This is a genomic window from Bradyrhizobium sp. BRP19 (assembly GCF_020194195.1).
Taxonomy (GTDB): Bacteria; Pseudomonadota; Alphaproteobacteria; order Rhizobiales; family Xanthobacteraceae; genus Bradyrhizobium; species Bradyrhizobium yuanmingense.
In genome coordinates this window covers 1-14661 of the sequence record NZ_JADYVZ010000025.1, presented here as the reverse complement: position 1 = coordinate 14661, position 14661 = coordinate 1, and the positions used below count along the sequence as shown (strand labels likewise).

The following is a 14661-nucleotide window of genomic DNA, read 5'->3' as shown; positions in this document are numbered from 1 at the left end:
CCCAGCAGAAAACTATCGTGAACGCCCCAGAACGCCGCGTCCAAGCACTCCGACCGCGCGCTCCAGTATTCTTGCAGCGATCGCCAGCTATGATCGCCTCTGGAGACTCTATGAGCGATAGCTGTCGAGAACCTGACGCGGAGCCGCCGACTTGTTGCAGCGGACACCCAGGCTGCCCCCTTGGCCGGAAATCAATAAAGACCTGTTCACCGGAGAATCAGACGCGCCAGCTCGGTCGTCAGAGATCTACCGCGGTCTCGACTCTTTCATTGATCTGCCGGCCACACCGCACCAGATGCGTGACGATGCTCACTCAGTGCCGGTGCTCAGCCCGGCCGGTAGTGCCGCGTTCTTCGTCGGGCCATCAGGCGTGCTTCAGGAGCTTGAGGATATCGGATATCTCGTTCCCGAGGATTGGCAGCATGGCTCCCAGCCGGTGGCGGATGTCCAGATCCGTATCCTGAATAACCACGGGTTGCTGCCGACCCAGTTCAGCGGCCCAAGGCAGGTTTTGATCAACGGTGAGACCTACTCGATCGCATTAGGGCCGCGAGGACGCGGTGCACAATTCATCCATCATCCTCGCCCGTCCCCGGTCCCGCCTGCTCAGATCGGCCCTTTGACCGGAGTCTCTGTTGACCGCAGCGGACGCGTCCTGGGCCCCACGCAGTGGCTGGGTGACGAGCATATTGAGCGGGACTATGGGGTCCTGAGGCGGGAGTTGCAGGAGAGCAATCCCGATCTCGCCGCCCGGATGCGGTTCGTGGATCCTTTGATAGCCCAAATGTTGCGGTCAGGCTCCAACGAGGACGCGGAACGCGCATTCGGGTGGAGTCGCGGTGATAGAGCCGACTTCCTGTTCCTGCCGGTTAAGCGATGCCAGCGCTGCGGATAGAGGGTGGCGCGGCAGTCACTGGTCGCTGCTGCTGGTTGATCGCCGCGATCGGGCAAGACCGGCTGCCTATCACTAGGACTCTGCGCCAGGACCCAATAACCTGCCCGCAGAGCAGCTCGCAGAACGGCTGCAGGCCAACCTGCAACAGGGCTCCATGCGCGAGCAGAGCAACACCTATGATTGCGGCGTCTTTGTCGTGGACGGCACCCGGGAGCTGGCGGAAGGACGGCATCCAGACCCGCTGAACCTCAGCAACCTCCGCATCAATCGGCGGGCACTGCAGGACCGGCTAAGGGCTGGGGTCAGCTTCAACTGAATAGAGCGCGCGCAGCTGGTTGAAATGCAACTTCTCGCCGATTGAAGGTCCACAATCGCGCGTTCGCAGAGCATCATGGTGTCTCACAAGTCAGGAGCGGAGACTGGAGCTAAGGCTATTTTCGCAGACGGCGAAGGAGCCCGACGGCGATTGCGCGGCCAGCTTCCGACGGCCGCACAGCCATCATCAACCTCTCCGGTATCATCTTTCCCAAACAGCCGCAGCTGGGACTAAAGGCCCAGCTGCGAGCTAAACACGTGGAGACGTCGCGCCAACATTGCTCCACGAATTGACCCGGCGGCTTGGCTCTCGGCATTTTGGATCCATATTTCGATTGAATCGCCTGTCCAATCATGCTGCGTCTATGCAGCGATGCTCCCGCGCCTGGGGTGATCGGCGCCCAAGTTCTGCAAAACCTGCAGCCAGGCGCCTCCTTTCCGAAGCTTGAATGGTTGACAGACTTATACCAGCCTCCGCTGGCCATGCTGTGCGTGCCGCGAGCACATACAAACCACCACGAGAATCCGCCGGTCGGCCTTCGCGCGACGGCGTGAGTTGTTCGGCTGCTGATTCCGCTCGATGTCGCCCACCATTGAACGAACCCGCTCCGCGGGAGGCCGTGGCGAGACCATTTATCTAAGAGGCATCTGTTTGAAGGATGGGACCGCAAGTCCGTTCCTCTCAATACAGGAGTGCCTCATGGCCACGATGAGTTCGAGCCCGCTGCGCCGCCGCATGATCGACGATATGACGCTGCGCAACTTGTCACCGTCGACGCAGCAATCCTATGTCTACGCGGTTGCAAACTTTAGCCGACATTTCGGCCGATCGCCCGACAAGCTCAGCCTTGAGCAGGTGCGCGCGTACCAACTGCACCTGATCGGGTTGAAGCGGTCGTGGACCCACATCAACCAAGTGACGTGCGCGTTACGCTTTTTCTATGCGCGGGCGCACGGAGGCGATTGAGAACATTATTTCGGCCTGTGAGCCGGTCAAGCAACCGCTGGTGCTGAGTGCGGAGGAAGTCGCCCGTTTCCTGGAGGTTGTACCGGCCCTGCGCGACCGCGTTGCGCTGGTGACGGCCTATGCTGCCGGGCTACGAGCCGGCAAGGTCAGCCGCCTTGAGGCCCAGCGCGATCGACAGCAAGCGCATGCTGATCCTGATCACCGCCGGCAAAGGCGGCAAGGACCGTTACGTGATGCTGTCGCCGCGGCTGCTCAGCATCCTGCGATCCTACTGGTGTCTGGCCAAACCGCGCCATTGGCTGTTTCCAGGGCGCAATCCGGACGATCCGGTGAGTGTCGGCACGTTGCAAGAGGCCTGCCGCAAAGCTCGGCAACATGCCGGTCTCGATAAGCAGGTGACGACACATGTTCTGCGCCATAGCTTCGCTACTCACCTTTACGAGCGCGGTACTGATACCCGGCTCATCCAAGTCCTTCTTGGGCATGCGCGACTGTTATCGACGGAGCGCTACACGCACGTCGCAACCAATCCGCAGCCCGTGGTGCAGACCTGCATCGTGCACCTAATCCGAGCGTTTCGGCAGTTCTGTTGATTGGTATCGGCGGGTTCGGCAAATGCCGCATTCTCAAACAGGCGGTCGAGGCGTTCGAGATAGCCAATAAGAGTATCGTCGTCCGCCACCTGTCGCGTAACGCTGAGGTAACCAAGAAGAGCCTTGAGGATATCGGCGACAACGCAGGAAGCCGCTCACCCGCTGCAGTCAATTCGGATGCTTGAAATATCCCGTAAAGGCTGCGCCGCACATGCGGCGCGAGAGCGGGCCTTTTGTCGGGCACTTGCTGCGCCGGTTGTCGGCATTGAGACAATGCAAGAAGCCTGACACTAGGAAGTGCCTGCTGAGCCTCCGATTCACTCCGGCACGCGATTTGCTCTGTTCACGGCATCATCACTATCGCAACGCGATTGGTCTTCGAGACGGAAACGGCGCCTTCGCTGTTCGCGTCTGGTCCGTTCCGACGGTTTGCGTGGCAATGACTTGTCGCTCGCTTGTGACCAAGAAAATGCAGGAAGTGTTGGATGCGATCTAGAGTTCTCCTTTTGGGAGCCACAACAGTTGCGCTCGTCGCGGTGCAACCAAAGCGGCAGACCTTGAGCCAGGAGCGAACTGCGCATGGCGCTGTGGGCGTGGTCCGGAGGCTATAGTGGCGGACAGGTCGGTGGCGGGTGGGTCGAGCCTCCTTCACCAATCCCTGCGGTCAGTCGATCTATGGCAGCCGACGGGTTCGAGCCGCACGGCGGCATAACGCGCACCTGTCGATTGGCCAAGGGCCGCATTTCTGCTTGGGCGCTGGGCTGGCGCGCCTACAGCGATGCGCCTTCCCCGCGCTGTTCGTGCGACTAGAGGATGTCGCGCTGATCATCGCCGCGGAGGACCGTCGTCTACATGCCGTCTTACGTCATTCGCTGCCCGCAGCGCTCGCCGGTCACCTTCCGCCCTTCCATCGCTTAGAGAGTGAAGTGCCACCATGTCCGAACAACCCTTGCCGAGGCTGCCGATGTGGCGCGTCGATCACATCGAGCCCTCGCCCGAGATGTTGATGCTACGCGCCAACGGTCCGATCCACCGCGTGCGCTTCCCGTCCGGGCACGAAGGCTGGTGGGTGACAGGCTACGACGAGGCCAAGGCGGTGCTGTCTGACGCGGCGTTCCGGCCCGCGGGAATGCCGCCGGCGGCATTCACTCCGGATTCGGTGATTCTCGGTTCGCGGGGCTGGCTGGTCTCGCACGAGGGAGCCGAACATGCCCGGTTACGCAAGATCGTGGCGCCGGCCTTCTGCAACCACAGGGTGAAGCTGCTGGCCCAGCAGGTCGAGGCGATCGCCGCGCAGTTGTTCGAGACGTTGGCGGCCCAGCCCCAGCCCGCCGACCTGCGGCGCCACCTCTCGTTTCCCCTTCCGGCCATGGTCATCAGTGCGCTGATGGGCGTGCTCTACGAGGATCACGCCTTTTTCGCCGGGCTGTCCGACGAGGTGATGACGCACCAGCATGAAAGCGGCCCGCGCAGCGCGTCGCGCCTGGCTTGGGAAGAACTGCGCGCCTACATTCGCGGCAAGATGCGGGACAAGCGCCAGGATCCGGGCGACAACCTGCTAACGGATCTGCTCGCGGCGGTTGACCAGGGCAAGGCGACGGAGGAAGAGGCGATCGGCTTGGCGGCGGGTATGCTGGTGGCGGGCCACGAGAGCACCGTCGCGCAGATCGAATTCGGCCTGCTGGCCATGTTCCGCCATCCGCAACAGCGCGAACGCCTGGTCGGCGATCCATCCCTGGTGGACAAGGCGGTGGAGGAAATCCTGCGTATGTACCCGCCGGGCGCGGGCTGGGACGGCATCATGCGCTATCCGAGGACCGACGTGACCATCGCGGGCGTTCATATTCCCCCGGAAAGCAAGGTGCTGGTCGGCCTGCCGGCGACGTCTTTCGATACGCGCCATTTCGTCGACCCGGAAATCTTCGACATCGGGCGCGACGGAGAGCCGCACCTGGCGTTCTCTTCCGGGCCGCACTCCTGCATCGGCGGCGCGCTGGCCAGGCTAGAACTCAAGGCGGTGTTCGGTTCGATCTTCCAGCGCTTTCCCGAGCTGCGCTTGGCCTTAGCCCCCGAAGAACTGAAGTTGCGCAAGGAGATCATCACCGGCGGGTTCGAGGAGTTCCCGGTGCTCTGGTGATGTGCGGACGCCGCTGGGGGATCGCGATCGTCTCCGCGATTTGCCGGCGTGCCTGCCACGTACCGGTCAGATCAGCCAGCCAATAGGTAACCAGGATGGACGTGCAAGAAACAACATGCCGGGACGCCTTCGCCGAACTGGCGTCGCCGGCGTGGATTCACGACCCGTATCCATTCATGCGGTGGTTGCGCGAGCACGATCCGGTGCATCGCGCGGCGTCGGGCCTCTTTCTGTTGAGCCGCCACGCCGACATCTGCTGGGCTCTCAAGGCCACGGGCGATGCTTTTCGAGGACCGGCGCCCGGCGAACTGGCGCGCTATTTCCCGCGTGCGGCGAGAAGCCTGTCGCTCAATCTGCTGGCGTCCACGCTTGCGATGAAGGACCCACCGACGCATACGCGTCTGCGCCGGCTGATCTCGCGCGATTTCACCATGCGCCAGATCGACAACCTGCGGCCGAGCATCGCGCGCATCGTCGCAGCGCGGCTGGACGGCATGGCGCCCGCGCTGGAGCGCGGGGAGGCGGTGGACCTTCATCGGGAATTCGCGCTGACCTTGCCCATGCTGGTCTTCGCCGAACTGTTTGGCATGCCCCAGGACGACATTTTCGGGCTCGCCGCCGGCATCGGCGGCATCCTGGAAGGCCTGAGCCCGCACGCCAGCGATCCCCAGCTCGCCGCGGCGGACGCGGCCAGCGCCAGAGTGCAGGCCTACTTCGGCGACCTCATACAGTCCAAGCGCACCAATCCCCGCCACGACATCGTGTCGATGCTGGTCGGCGCACATGACCACGATGCCGACACGCTGTCGGATGCGGAGTTGATCAGCATGCTGTGGGGCATGCTGCTGGGCGGCTTCACCACCACTGCTGCGAGCATCGACCATGCCGTCCTGGCGATGCTGGCGTATCCCGAACAGCGGCACTGGCTGCAGAAGGACGCCGCGGGGGTGAGGGCATTCGTCGAAGAAGTCCTGCGCTGCGACGCGCCCGCGATGTTCAGCTCCATTCCGCGTATCGCCCAGCGCGACATCGAACTGGACGGCGTGGTGATCCCGAAGAACGCGGACGTGCGCGTGCTGATCGCGTCCGGCAATCGCGACCCGGACGCCTTCGCCGATCCCGATCGCTTCGATCCCGCGCGGTTCTACGGCACCAGTCCAGGCATGTCGACCGACGGGAAGATCATGCTGAGCTTCGGCCACGGCATTCACTTCTGCCTCGGTGCGCAACTGACCCGGGTGCAGTTGGCCGAGAGCCTGCCCCGGATCCAGGCCCGCTTCCCCACGCTGGCATTGGCCGAGCAGCCGACCCGGGAGCCCTCGGCGTTCCTTCGGACGTTCCGCGCACTGCCGGTGCGGCTGCATGCGCAGGGGAGCTGAGATGCGCGTCATGGTCGACCAGGATCTGTGCGGAACCAGCGGGCAGTGCGTGCTGACGCTGCCGGGCACCTTTCGCCAGCGCGAACCGGACGGCGTGGCCGAAGTGTGCGTGGCGAAGGTCCCGCAGGCGCTGCACGCCGCCGTGAGGCTCGCGGCGAGCCAGTGCCCGGTCGCCGCCATTCGGGTCATCGAAAGCGACGCTGGCGATGGCGAGCGCGCCAGCGCGCACCCTGCGCCTTCTCCAGCGGAGGCCGAGCGGCATGCCGCGAAAGACCAACACAATCTAGGGCGATACATGGGACGGTTTGAAAGCAAAGTGGCCGTGGTGACCGGCGCCGGAGCCGGCATCGGCAAGGCATGCGCCCTCGCCATCGCGCGCGAGGGCGGCAGAGTGGTGGTGGCCGACATTGATGGATCGGCGGCTATCGCCTGCACCGCGCAGATCGCGGCCGAAGCGGGCCACGCGCTCGCCCTGGCGATCGACATCGCCGATGCGCAGGCGGTGGCAGCGCTGTTCGAGACGGCGGAGCGGCACTTCGGTGGGGTCGACCTGCTGGTGAACAACGCGAGCGCGATGCATCTGACCCCGCGCGACCGCGCGATCCTTGAGCTGGACCTAGCGGTCTGGGATCAGACCATGGCGACCAATCTGCGTGGCACGCTGCTCTGCTGCCGGCAGGCCATCCCACGGATGATCGCCCGCGGAGGTGGCGCGATCGTCAACATGTCGTCGTGCCAGGGGCTCAGCGGTGACACCGCGCTGACATCCTACGCCGCGTCGAAGGCGGCGATGAACATGCTGTCGGCCTCGCTCGCCACCCAGTACGGTCATGCGCAGATCCGCTGCAATGCGGTTGCGCCCGGTCTCATCATGACCGAGCGTCTCCTCGCCAAGCTGGACGCGTACATGCAAACCGATCTGCGCCGGCACCAGCTCCTGCCGCGCGTGGGCCGCCCCGAGGACGTGGCCGCGCTGGTGGCGTTCCTGCTCTCCGACGATGCTGCGTTCATCACCGGCCAGGTCGTGTGCATCGACGGCGGCATGCTGGCGCATGTGCCGACATACGCCGACGGTGGCAACAGCCGCGCCGCGCGGCCTGCCGGCGAGACCGCCGAAGCGGACGCGGCGCCGCGCTGCTGATGGACATGCTGCTCAACCCGCTGAACCGTCGGCATCGGCTGCGGCACGACATCCCGGTCGTGCCCGGCGCTTTTCCCTTGGTCGGGCATCTTCCCGCCGTCGTCTGCGACCTGCCGCGCCTGCTGCGGCGCGCGGAACGGACGCTGGGCAGCCACTTCTGGCTAGATTTCGGCCCTGCCGGACACCTGATGACCAGTCTGGATCCGGATGCTCTCGCACTGCTCCGGCACAAGGACGTGTCCTCGGCGCTCATCGAAGACATCGCGCCCGAATTGTTTGGCGGAACGTTGGTCGCCCAGGATGGCATCGCGCACCGGCAGGCGCGCGATGCGATCCAGGCGGCGCTTCTGCCCAAGGGGCTGACCCAGGCCGGCATCGGCGAGCTGTTCGCGCCCGTCATCCGGGCGCGCGTGCAGAGATGGCGCGACCGGGGCGACGTCACCATCCTGCGCGAAACCGGCGATCTGATGCTCAAGCTCATCTTCAGTCTCATGGGAATCCCCGCGCAGGACCTGCCGGGATGGCATCGCAAGTACCGGCAACTGCTGCAGTTGGTCGTCGCGCCCCCGGTCGACCTGCCCGGACTGCCCTTGCGGCGCGGCCGCGCCGCCCGCGACTGGATCGATGCGCGGTTGCACGAGTTCGTCCGCGCCGCGCGCGAACATGCCGCGCGCACCGGGTTGATCAACGACATGGTGAGCGCCTTCGATCGCAGCGACGATGCGCTTTCCGATGACGTCCTGATCGCCAATATCCGCTTGCTGCTGCTTGGTGGTCACGACACCACCGCCTCGACGATGGCCTGGATGGTGATCGAGCTGGCGCGGCAGCCTGGGCTGTGGGACGCGCTGGTCGAGGAGGCGCAACGCGTAGGCGCGGTGCCGACCCGGCACGCGGACCTGGCGCAGTGTCCGGTCGCCGAGGCGCTGTTCCGCGAGACGCTGCGCGTGCATCCGGCGACGCCGCTCCTGGTGCGTCGCGCATTGCGTGAATTGCGACTCGGCCAACGGCGCATTCCCGCGGGCACCGATCTGTGCATCCCGCTGCTGCATTTCTCGACCTCGGCGCTGCTGCACGAGGCGCCTGATCAGTTTCGGCTGGCGCGGTGGCTGCAACGCACCGAGCCGATCCGGCCGGTGGACATGCTGCAGTTCGGTACCGGCCCACACGTCTGCATGGGCTACCACCTGGCATGGCTGGAACTGGTGCAGTTCTGTATCGCCTTGGCGCTGACCATGCACGAGGCCGGGGTGCGGCCGCGGTTGCTGAGCGGCGTCGAAAAAGGCCGGCGCTATTACCCGACCGCGCATCCGTCCATGACTATCCGCATCGGATTCTCATGAGCTGGCATCGCATGCCCCGTGTGGTGAGGCAGCGGCGCCGGCGACACGCGGCATTGCTGCACTCGGCGCGCGCGCTCGGTGCGAGGCCGGCAACACCGCGGCGGCTCGCGGCTCGCCGTGGCCGTCTCCTGGCAGGTACAAGGACATGAACAACATGCAGACCGGTTCCACGCCACACGACGACCGAGCTGGCGTTTCCGCGAACGGCGGATCGGGCGCGCAGGCGCGCGGCGCATCCGGCAGGCTGCTGCCCGAGATTTGGATGCAGGACGGCGCAAAGCGGGTCGAACAGGCGCTGGCGCGTCTTCTCTGCGCCGAAGACGACGGTGAGACCGAGCTGATGGCGGCGATGCGCTACGCCACCTTGCATGGCGGCAAGCGCACCCGCGCCTTGCTCTGTTTGGCTGCCGGCGCACTGGCCGACACGCCGGCGCACATGCTCGACGAAGTCGGCGCCGCCATCGAGATGATGCACGCCTGTACGTTGGTCCACGACGATCTGCCTGCGATGGACGACGACGTGCTTCGCCGCGGCCTTCCGACCGTGCACGTCAAGTTCGGCGAAGCCACCGCGATCTTGGTGGGCGATGCGCTGCAGGCGCACGCCTTCCTGACCCTGGCGAGCCTGGATGCGCCGGGCGACAACCGTATTGCGCTCGTGCGCGAACTGGCGCAGGCGGTGTCCGCCGAGGGGGCCGCGGGCGGGCAGGCCATGGATCTGTCGCTGGTTGGAAAGCACGTCGAGCTGGACAGGATCCTGGTGATGCACCGGATGAAGTGCGGAGCGCTAGTGCGCGCATCCGTTCGCATGGGCGCGCTATGCGCCATTGCGGAGGATGCCGCGCACGCTGCGATGTACTGTGCGCTCGATCGCTACAGCGCCCATTTCGGCCTGGCGTTGCAGGTGATCGACGACATTCTCGACGCGACAGTAGATACCGCGACGCTGGGCAAGACCCCCGGCAAGGACGCGGCGGCGCGGAAGCCGACCTGCGCGTCGATCATGGGGCTGCAGGCAGCGCGGCAGTTCGTGATGGATCTGTTGCGCGACGCCGGGGAGGCCGTCGCCCCGTTGGGGCCGCCTGCGGAACGGTTGGCGCAGATCCTGCAGCGGGCCGACGCCTATCTGTTCAAGCACGCGCCATGCGCATGAGCGCGCCGGTCCACATGGAGTCGCCCCTGGGCCGCTGCGATCGGCCTGCGGCAGCGGTGCATGTTGTCCGAATCCGTGGCGCTGAGCGCAGCGGTTGCCCAGCATGGCGGCGACGGGCCTGCGGCGACGTGCGCGGCGTCTGCCCGATCCTGGTTCCCGTCAACCGTCTGCAGAAGGAACATCCCGCGTGAACGCGCTGGCTGAACAGATCCTTTCCGAATTGCGCCACCTGCTGAGCGAGATGCGCGATGGCGGCAGCGTCGGTCCATCCGTCTACGACACGGCGCGAACTCTGCAGTTCCATGGCAACGTCATCGGTCGGCAGGACGCATACGCGTGGCTCATCGCACAGCAACAGGCCGATGGCGGATGGGGAAGCGCAGACTTCCCGCTGTTCCGTCATGCGCCGACATGGGCGGCGTTGCTGGCATTGCAGCGTGTCGATTCTCTTCCCGGCGCTGCCGACGCTGTCCAGGCTGCAACGCGGTTCCTCCAGCGCCAGCCCGATCCCTATGCGCGTGCGGTGCCGGACGACGCGCCGATCGGCGCGGAGCTGATCCTACCGCGGTTTTGCGACGAGGCCGCATCCTTGCCGGGCGGCGTGGCGTTTCCGCGCCACCCGGCGCTGTTGCCGTTGCGGCAAGCGCGGGTCAAGCGGGGGGCCGTGGCGACGTTGCCGAGCGGCCATCCGTTGCTGCACTCCTGGGAAGCCTGGGGGACGTCGCCGACCACCGCATGGCCGGATGATGACGGCAGCATCGGCATCAGTCCCGCGGCCACTGCCGCGTGGCGTGCGCACGCCGTGACACAGGGGAGCACGCCGCAGGTCGGGCGCGCCGACGCGTATCTGCAGGCGGCATCGCGAGCAACGCGCAGCGGCATCGAAGGTGTCGTTCCCAACGTCTGGCCGATCAATGTGTTCGAGCCATGCTGGTCGCTATACACCTTGCATCTGGCCGGTCTGTTCGCGCATCCCGCGCTCGCCGGGGCGGTGCGCGTGATCATCGCGCAGCTCGACGCCCGCCTGGGCGTGCGCGGTCTGGGCCCGGCCGTGCACTTCGCGGCAGATGCGGACGACACCGCCGTTGCGTTGTGCGTCCTGCGCCTTGCAGGCCGCGACCGGGCGGCCGATGCGTTGCGCCATTTCGAAATCGGCGAGCTGTTCGTCACCTTCCCCGGCGAGCGCAATGCCTCGGTGTCGACCAACATCCATGCCCTGCATGCGTTGCGACTGTTGGGAAAGCCCGCCGCCGGCACCAGCGCCTACGTCGAGGCCAATCGCAACCCGCACGGTCTCTGGGACAACGAAAAATGGCACGTTTCGTGGCTGTATCCCACCGCGCATGCGGTCGCAGCGCTGGCGCAAGGCAAGCCCCAGTGGCGCGACGAGCGCGCGCTGGCGGCGCTGCTGCAGGCGCAGCGCGACGACGGCGGCTGGGGCGCCGGTCGCGCGTCCACATTCGAGGAAACTGCCTATGCGCTGTTCGCGTTGCACGTGATGGACGGGAGCGAAGAGCCGACAGGGCGGCGGCGCATTGCGCAGGCGGTGGCGCGTGCGCTGGAGTGGATGCTCGCCCGCCATGCGGCGCATGCATTGCCGCAGACTCCGCTGTGGATCGGCAAGGAACTGTATTGCCCCACCCGGGTCGTGCGCGTGGCCGAACTCGCCGGGTTGTGGCTGGCACTTGGTTGGGAGCGGCGCGTCCTGGCCGAGGGAACAGGAGCGGCGCCATGATTCAGACCGAACGCGCGCTGCAGGAGGTGCTGGAGTGGGGGCGTTCCCTGACCGGGTTCGCCGACGAGCACGGCGTGGAAGCGGTCAGGGGCGGCCAGTACATCCTGCAGCGCATCCTTCCGAGCCTGCACGATATCAGCGCCCGCACCGGCCGCGATCCGCAGGATGAAACGCTGACCGTGGCGTTCTATCGCGAACTGGCGATGCTGTTCTGGCTCGACGATTGCAACGACCTTGGCCTGATCGCGCCGGAGCAGCTCGCCGCGGTGGAGCAGGCACTGGGGCAGGGCGTGCCGTGCGCGCTCCCCGGATTCGAGGGCTGCGCTGTGCTGCGCGCTTCGCTGGCCGCGCTCGCCTACGATCGTCGCGACTATGCTCAGCTTCTCGACGATACCCGGTGCTACTGCGCGGCGCTGCGCGCCGGACACGCGCAGGCGGTGGGGGCGGAACGCTGGTCCTACGCCGAGTACCTGCACAACGGCATCGATTCGATCGCCTACGCGAACGTGTTCTGTTGCCTGTCGTTGCTGTGGGGACTGGACATGGCGACCTTGCGCGCGCGTCCGGCGTTTCGCCAGGTCCTGCGGCTCATCTCCGCGATAGGGCGCCTGCAGAACGATCTGCATGGACGCGACATGGACAGGTCGGCCGGCGAGGCCGACAACGCGGCGATCCTGCTGCTGCAGCGCTATCCGGCTATGCCTGTGGTGGAGTTCCTCAACGACGAGCTGGCCGGCCATACGCGCATGCTGGATCGGGTGATAGCGAAAGAACGCTTTCCCGCGCCCTGGGGACCGTTGATCGAAGCCATGGCCGCCATCCGCGCTCAGTACTACCGGACCTCGACCAGCCGCTACGGCAGCGACGCTGCGGGAGGAGGCTAACGTGCGCCGGCCTGAACGCGCGAAGGCGGCGGCGTGCGCGCGCTGCCTTCGGCCGAATCCGACGCAACAACGTCGCCCGATGCGACGGATGCCCTCGTTGTCCACCGTGCAATACGCAGTGGTAGAGAGTCCTTCCGAAGCGGATAGTTGGTCTATGGATTGCCGATCAAAGGGGATGCCATCGCTCATCGCTAAATCCCAGAGATGCAGCTTCGGCAGCAGCAGAACTCCGTTTACGTTCTTGTGCGCGCTGTGGTTGGATGCCCGCAATACGCGTTGACGATAGATCTTCGATATATTCGCCCGAAGTCGATGTCGGCAGCGCAACGCCTGCCGCATTCAGGCCGGTGAATCAGCTTCCGGCAGCTGGAGCCAAGCTCAAGCTTTTGGCGCTTGCTCAGAAAACTGCCTCTGTGTGAGACAAGGGTCCCTGTACGCGCAATAAGAGGAACCGCGCTGACAGTCTCTCTTGACGGCGAAGTTCGAGACGGACGGCACTACATGCAGGTCCGTGTCTACTTTGAAGATACCGACGCCGGCCAGATTGTTTATCATGCGAATTTTTTGCCTTTCATGGAACGTGGCAGACGAACTACTTGCGCCTGCTCGGCAATCAGTTAACGGGGGAGGCGATGCAATTTGCAGGAGAGCCCGCAAGCAAGTCGGTCACGGCGCCACCATTGAAGGTCGGCAAGGATGCTGTTTGTGGCTTCAAGGAAGGGGCGCGCTGATCTCGCTGTCAGATACCAAAATTGAGCGAACCCACTAAAGCTCCTGGGCTACCGCGACGGATTATTGATTGCGGATTGCTTTAATGGAAGGCTGTACGGTCAAGCGATAAAGCACGAGGTGGGCCGCTCCGAGCTCCTCGATCAGTGTGCCGCAAGCAGGGCAGTGGTAGTTTCCTTGGATGCCACGTTCAGACGTAAGCTCAAGACGGCGAAAACCAGCACCGCATTCCGAGAGTCAAATCACTCTTTTTCATGCGTGGCCTCCTCGCGCCGGCAGTCGTCACATTTCTTTAACATGCGCTTAGTTATCACGCATCTCTCTGGGACGGTCCTTCAAGCACAATTAACATTGAGGATTTGCTGGCGCCTGCGCCGTCGGCAAATGGTAGTCGTACAAATCGGACATCCGACAAAAAATTTCGCGCGCAACTGACGAGCGCTACTTCGTAGAATACGTGAGGCTCAAATCATTCGTTCGAAGATTCTCGTCGTTCCAGTGGCGCTGGCAAACGCTTTTCGTTGAATTATGCACTACCTCCGCGGATTTTCTGCGTTATGAGTCTTGAAGACGGTCGCGCCAGATGTTTCAGGCAACGGCATCGATCAGCAGGGGCCGAACGCGACCGTCTCGTCTTTTTAAGAGCGAATTAGCCAAGCTGGATTTGATGCCGCCCGGGCAGGAAGCTTAGGTGAGTGGGGCGTGTGATGCGTGCTGCCAACGAGCAATCCGCGGAATCAGATACGAGGCTGATCAATGACATGCCGGTCCTGCGGCGCAAGTGGCAGGTTGCGCTCAAGCCCGGCGAAACGCTTCCCCGCTACGAAAATGTGCTACTGGGGAGCCTCGGGCGGCTTGCCGATCATCTTGTGCTGCTCAGGTGTAACAATGGCGCGTTTGCCGTTTCGCGCACCGGTCGCTATGCTCAGAACTGGCTGGGCGAGGCCCGTTGGGACATTCCGCTGGATGCGTTGCGTCCAGATTGCGCGACAGCCCTCACCGGGGCGGCTTCGAATGCGATTGCAAACAACCATCCCTATCTGGTCGTCCGTTAAGAAGGCGAATTGAGCGCGGCGGGACGGCCGAACGTGCGCCATAGCTGGAGCGGATGAGGCACAAGAGTTCTCTGAGCCAGGCGAGGATGCGGCGGAAGTTGTGGCCCACGGCTGAGAGGATGACGTTAGCCGCATTGCCGGCGCGGCCTTTGAGGTAGCAGCGGCCGAGGTGACCATCGGCCTTCAGGTGTCCGATGATGGGTTCGATGGCGGAGCGGCGGCGCAGCTCGCGCTTGATGACACCGAAGACGCCGCGCTTCTGGCCGGAGATGAAGATCCGTCGGGGATTTTGTGCGTCGTGGCCGCGGTATCCCTTGTCGACATAGGCCCGCTCG

General features: G+C 64.7%; 13 protein-coding genes and 3 pseudogenes. 15 read left to right on the top strand and 1 reads right to left on the bottom strand.

Features of this window, described 5'->3' with window-relative positions; translation table 11 throughout:
* Positions 1 to 151 precede the first annotated feature (151 nt).
* The 15 genes and pseudogenes from I6F36_RS35390 to I6F36_RS35325 all read left to right on the top strand — a co-directional run bounded on the left by I6F36_RS35390 (position 152) and on the right by I6F36_RS35325 (position 14326).
* The gene (locus I6F36_RS35390; RefSeq protein WP_225131048.1) at positions 152 to 895 is read left to right on the top strand and encodes a hypothetical protein; all 744 of its coding nucleotides are present in this window, start codon (positions 152 to 154) and stop codon (positions 893 to 895) included.
* Positions 896 to 1049: 154 nt separating this feature from the next.
* Entirely contained in the window at positions 1050 to 1211 is a 162-nt protein-coding gene (locus I6F36_RS35385; RefSeq protein ID WP_225131038.1) for a C48 family peptidase, read from the top strand.
* Between the two features lie 699 nt (positions 1212 to 1910).
* Positions 1911 to 2177, top strand: coding sequence for a site-specific integrase (locus I6F36_RS39610; protein ID WP_249782201.1), 267 nt, complete (start codon positions 1911 to 1913; stop codon positions 2175 to 2177).
* A 119-nt stretch (positions 2178 to 2296) separates the two neighbouring features.
* Positions 2297 to 2770: a tyrosine-type recombinase/integrase gene (locus I6F36_RS39605; protein WP_249782200.1), complete on the top strand. Its 474-nt coding sequence runs from the start codon at positions 2297 to 2299 to the stop codon at positions 2768 to 2770.
* On the top strand, positions 2767 to 2955 hold the full coding sequence (locus I6F36_RS35375; protein WP_225131036.1) for a hypothetical protein: 189 nt from the start codon (positions 2767 to 2769) through the stop codon (positions 2953 to 2955). Before I6F36_RS39605 ends, I6F36_RS35375 begins: the two co-directional genes overlap by 4 nt.
* Positions 2956 to 3704: 749 nt before the next feature.
* The gene (locus I6F36_RS35370) at positions 3705 to 4907 is read left to right on the top strand and encodes a cytochrome P450 (protein WP_225173038.1); all 1203 of its coding nucleotides are present in this window, start codon (positions 3705 to 3707) and stop codon (positions 4905 to 4907) included.
* Positions 4908 to 5002: 95 nt separating this feature from the next.
* On the top strand, positions 5003 to 6286 hold the full coding sequence (locus I6F36_RS35365; protein ID WP_225145647.1) for a cytochrome P450: 1284 nt from the start codon (positions 5003 to 5005) through the stop codon (positions 6284 to 6286).
* 1 nt (position 6287) lies between these two features.
* Positions 6288 to 6575, top strand: a pseudogene (locus tag I6F36_RS35360) (ferredoxin); the annotation flags it as partial.
* 6 nt (positions 6576 to 6581) lie between these two features.
* Complete coding sequence (locus I6F36_RS35355) at positions 6582 to 7427, top strand: SDR family oxidoreductase (RefSeq protein ID WP_225131121.1); 846 nt, start codon at positions 6582 to 6584, stop codon at positions 7425 to 7427.
* Entirely contained in the window at positions 7427 to 8770 is a 1344-nt protein-coding gene (locus I6F36_RS35350) for a cytochrome P450 (RefSeq protein ID WP_225173037.1), read from the top strand. The genes I6F36_RS35355 and I6F36_RS35350 overlap by 1 nt, the downstream gene beginning before the upstream one ends.
* Positions 8771 to 8924: 154 nt before the next feature.
* Positions 8925 to 9923 carry a polyprenyl synthetase family protein gene (locus I6F36_RS35345; RefSeq protein WP_225173072.1) on the top strand — a complete coding sequence of 333 codons (999 nt, stop codon included), beginning with the start codon at positions 8925 to 8927 and terminating at the stop codon, positions 9921 to 9923.
* 187 nt (positions 9924 to 10110) lie between these two features.
* Positions 10111 to 11658: a hypothetical protein gene (locus I6F36_RS35340; protein ID WP_225131018.1), complete on the top strand. Its 1548-nt coding sequence runs from the start codon at positions 10111 to 10113 to the stop codon at positions 11656 to 11658.
* Positions 11655 to 12542: a hypothetical protein gene (locus I6F36_RS35335; protein ID WP_225173036.1), complete on the top strand. Its 888-nt coding sequence runs from the start codon at positions 11655 to 11657 to the stop codon at positions 12540 to 12542. Before I6F36_RS35340 ends, I6F36_RS35335 begins: the two co-directional genes overlap by 4 nt.
* Positions 12543 to 12998: 456 nt before the next feature.
* A pseudogene (locus I6F36_RS35330) lies at positions 12999 to 13159 on the top strand (4-hydroxybenzoyl-CoA thioesterase); the annotation flags it as partial.
* An 819-nt stretch (positions 13160 to 13978) separates the two neighbouring features.
* Positions 13979 to 14326: a hypothetical protein gene (locus I6F36_RS35325; protein WP_346656697.1), complete on the top strand. Its 348-nt coding sequence runs from the start codon at positions 13979 to 13981 to the stop codon at positions 14324 to 14326.
* On the opposite strand, the pseudogene I6F36_RS35320 reads toward I6F36_RS35325, so the two are convergent.
* Positions 14323 to 14661 (bottom strand): annotated as a pseudogene (locus I6F36_RS35320) (transposase); the annotation flags it as partial. The gene I6F36_RS35325 and the pseudogene I6F36_RS35320 sit on opposite strands and share 4 nt — an antisense overlap.

Excerpts from the sequence above, each read along its gene's own strand:
- I6F36_RS35385 (WP_225131038.1), top strand. The coding sequence starts at position 1,050 with ATGCGCGAGCAGAGCAACACCTATGATTGCGGCGTCTTTGTCGTGGAC.
- I6F36_RS35335 (WP_225173036.1), top strand. The coding sequence starts at position 11,655 with ATGATTCAGACCGAACGCGCGCTGCAGGAGGTGCTGGAGTGGGGGCGT.
- I6F36_RS35355 (WP_225131121.1), top strand. The coding sequence starts at position 6,582 with ATGGGACGGTTTGAAAGCAAAGTGGCCGTGGTGACCGGCGCCGGAGCC.
- I6F36_RS39610 (WP_249782201.1), top strand. The coding sequence starts at position 1,911 with ATGGCCACGATGAGTTCGAGCCCGCTGCGCCGCCGCATGATCGACGAT.
- I6F36_RS35325 (WP_346656697.1), top strand. The coding sequence starts at position 13,979 with ATGCGTGCTGCCAACGAGCAATCCGCGGAATCAGATACGAGGCTGATC.
- I6F36_RS35365 (WP_225145647.1), top strand. The coding sequence starts at position 5,003 with ATGGACGTGCAAGAAACAACATGCCGGGACGCCTTCGCCGAACTGGCG.
- I6F36_RS35370 (WP_225173038.1), top strand. The coding sequence starts at position 3,705 with ATGTCCGAACAACCCTTGCCGAGGCTGCCGATGTGGCGCGTCGATCAC.
- I6F36_RS35350 (WP_225173037.1), top strand. The coding sequence starts at position 7,427 with ATGGACATGCTGCTCAACCCGCTGAACCGTCGGCATCGGCTGCGGCAC.
- I6F36_RS35345 (WP_225173072.1), top strand. The coding sequence starts at position 8,925 with ATGCAGACCGGTTCCACGCCACACGACGACCGAGCTGGCGTTTCCGCG.
- I6F36_RS39605 (WP_249782200.1), top strand. The coding sequence starts at position 2,297 with ATGCTGCCGGGCTACGAGCCGGCAAGGTCAGCCGCCTTGAGGCCCAGC.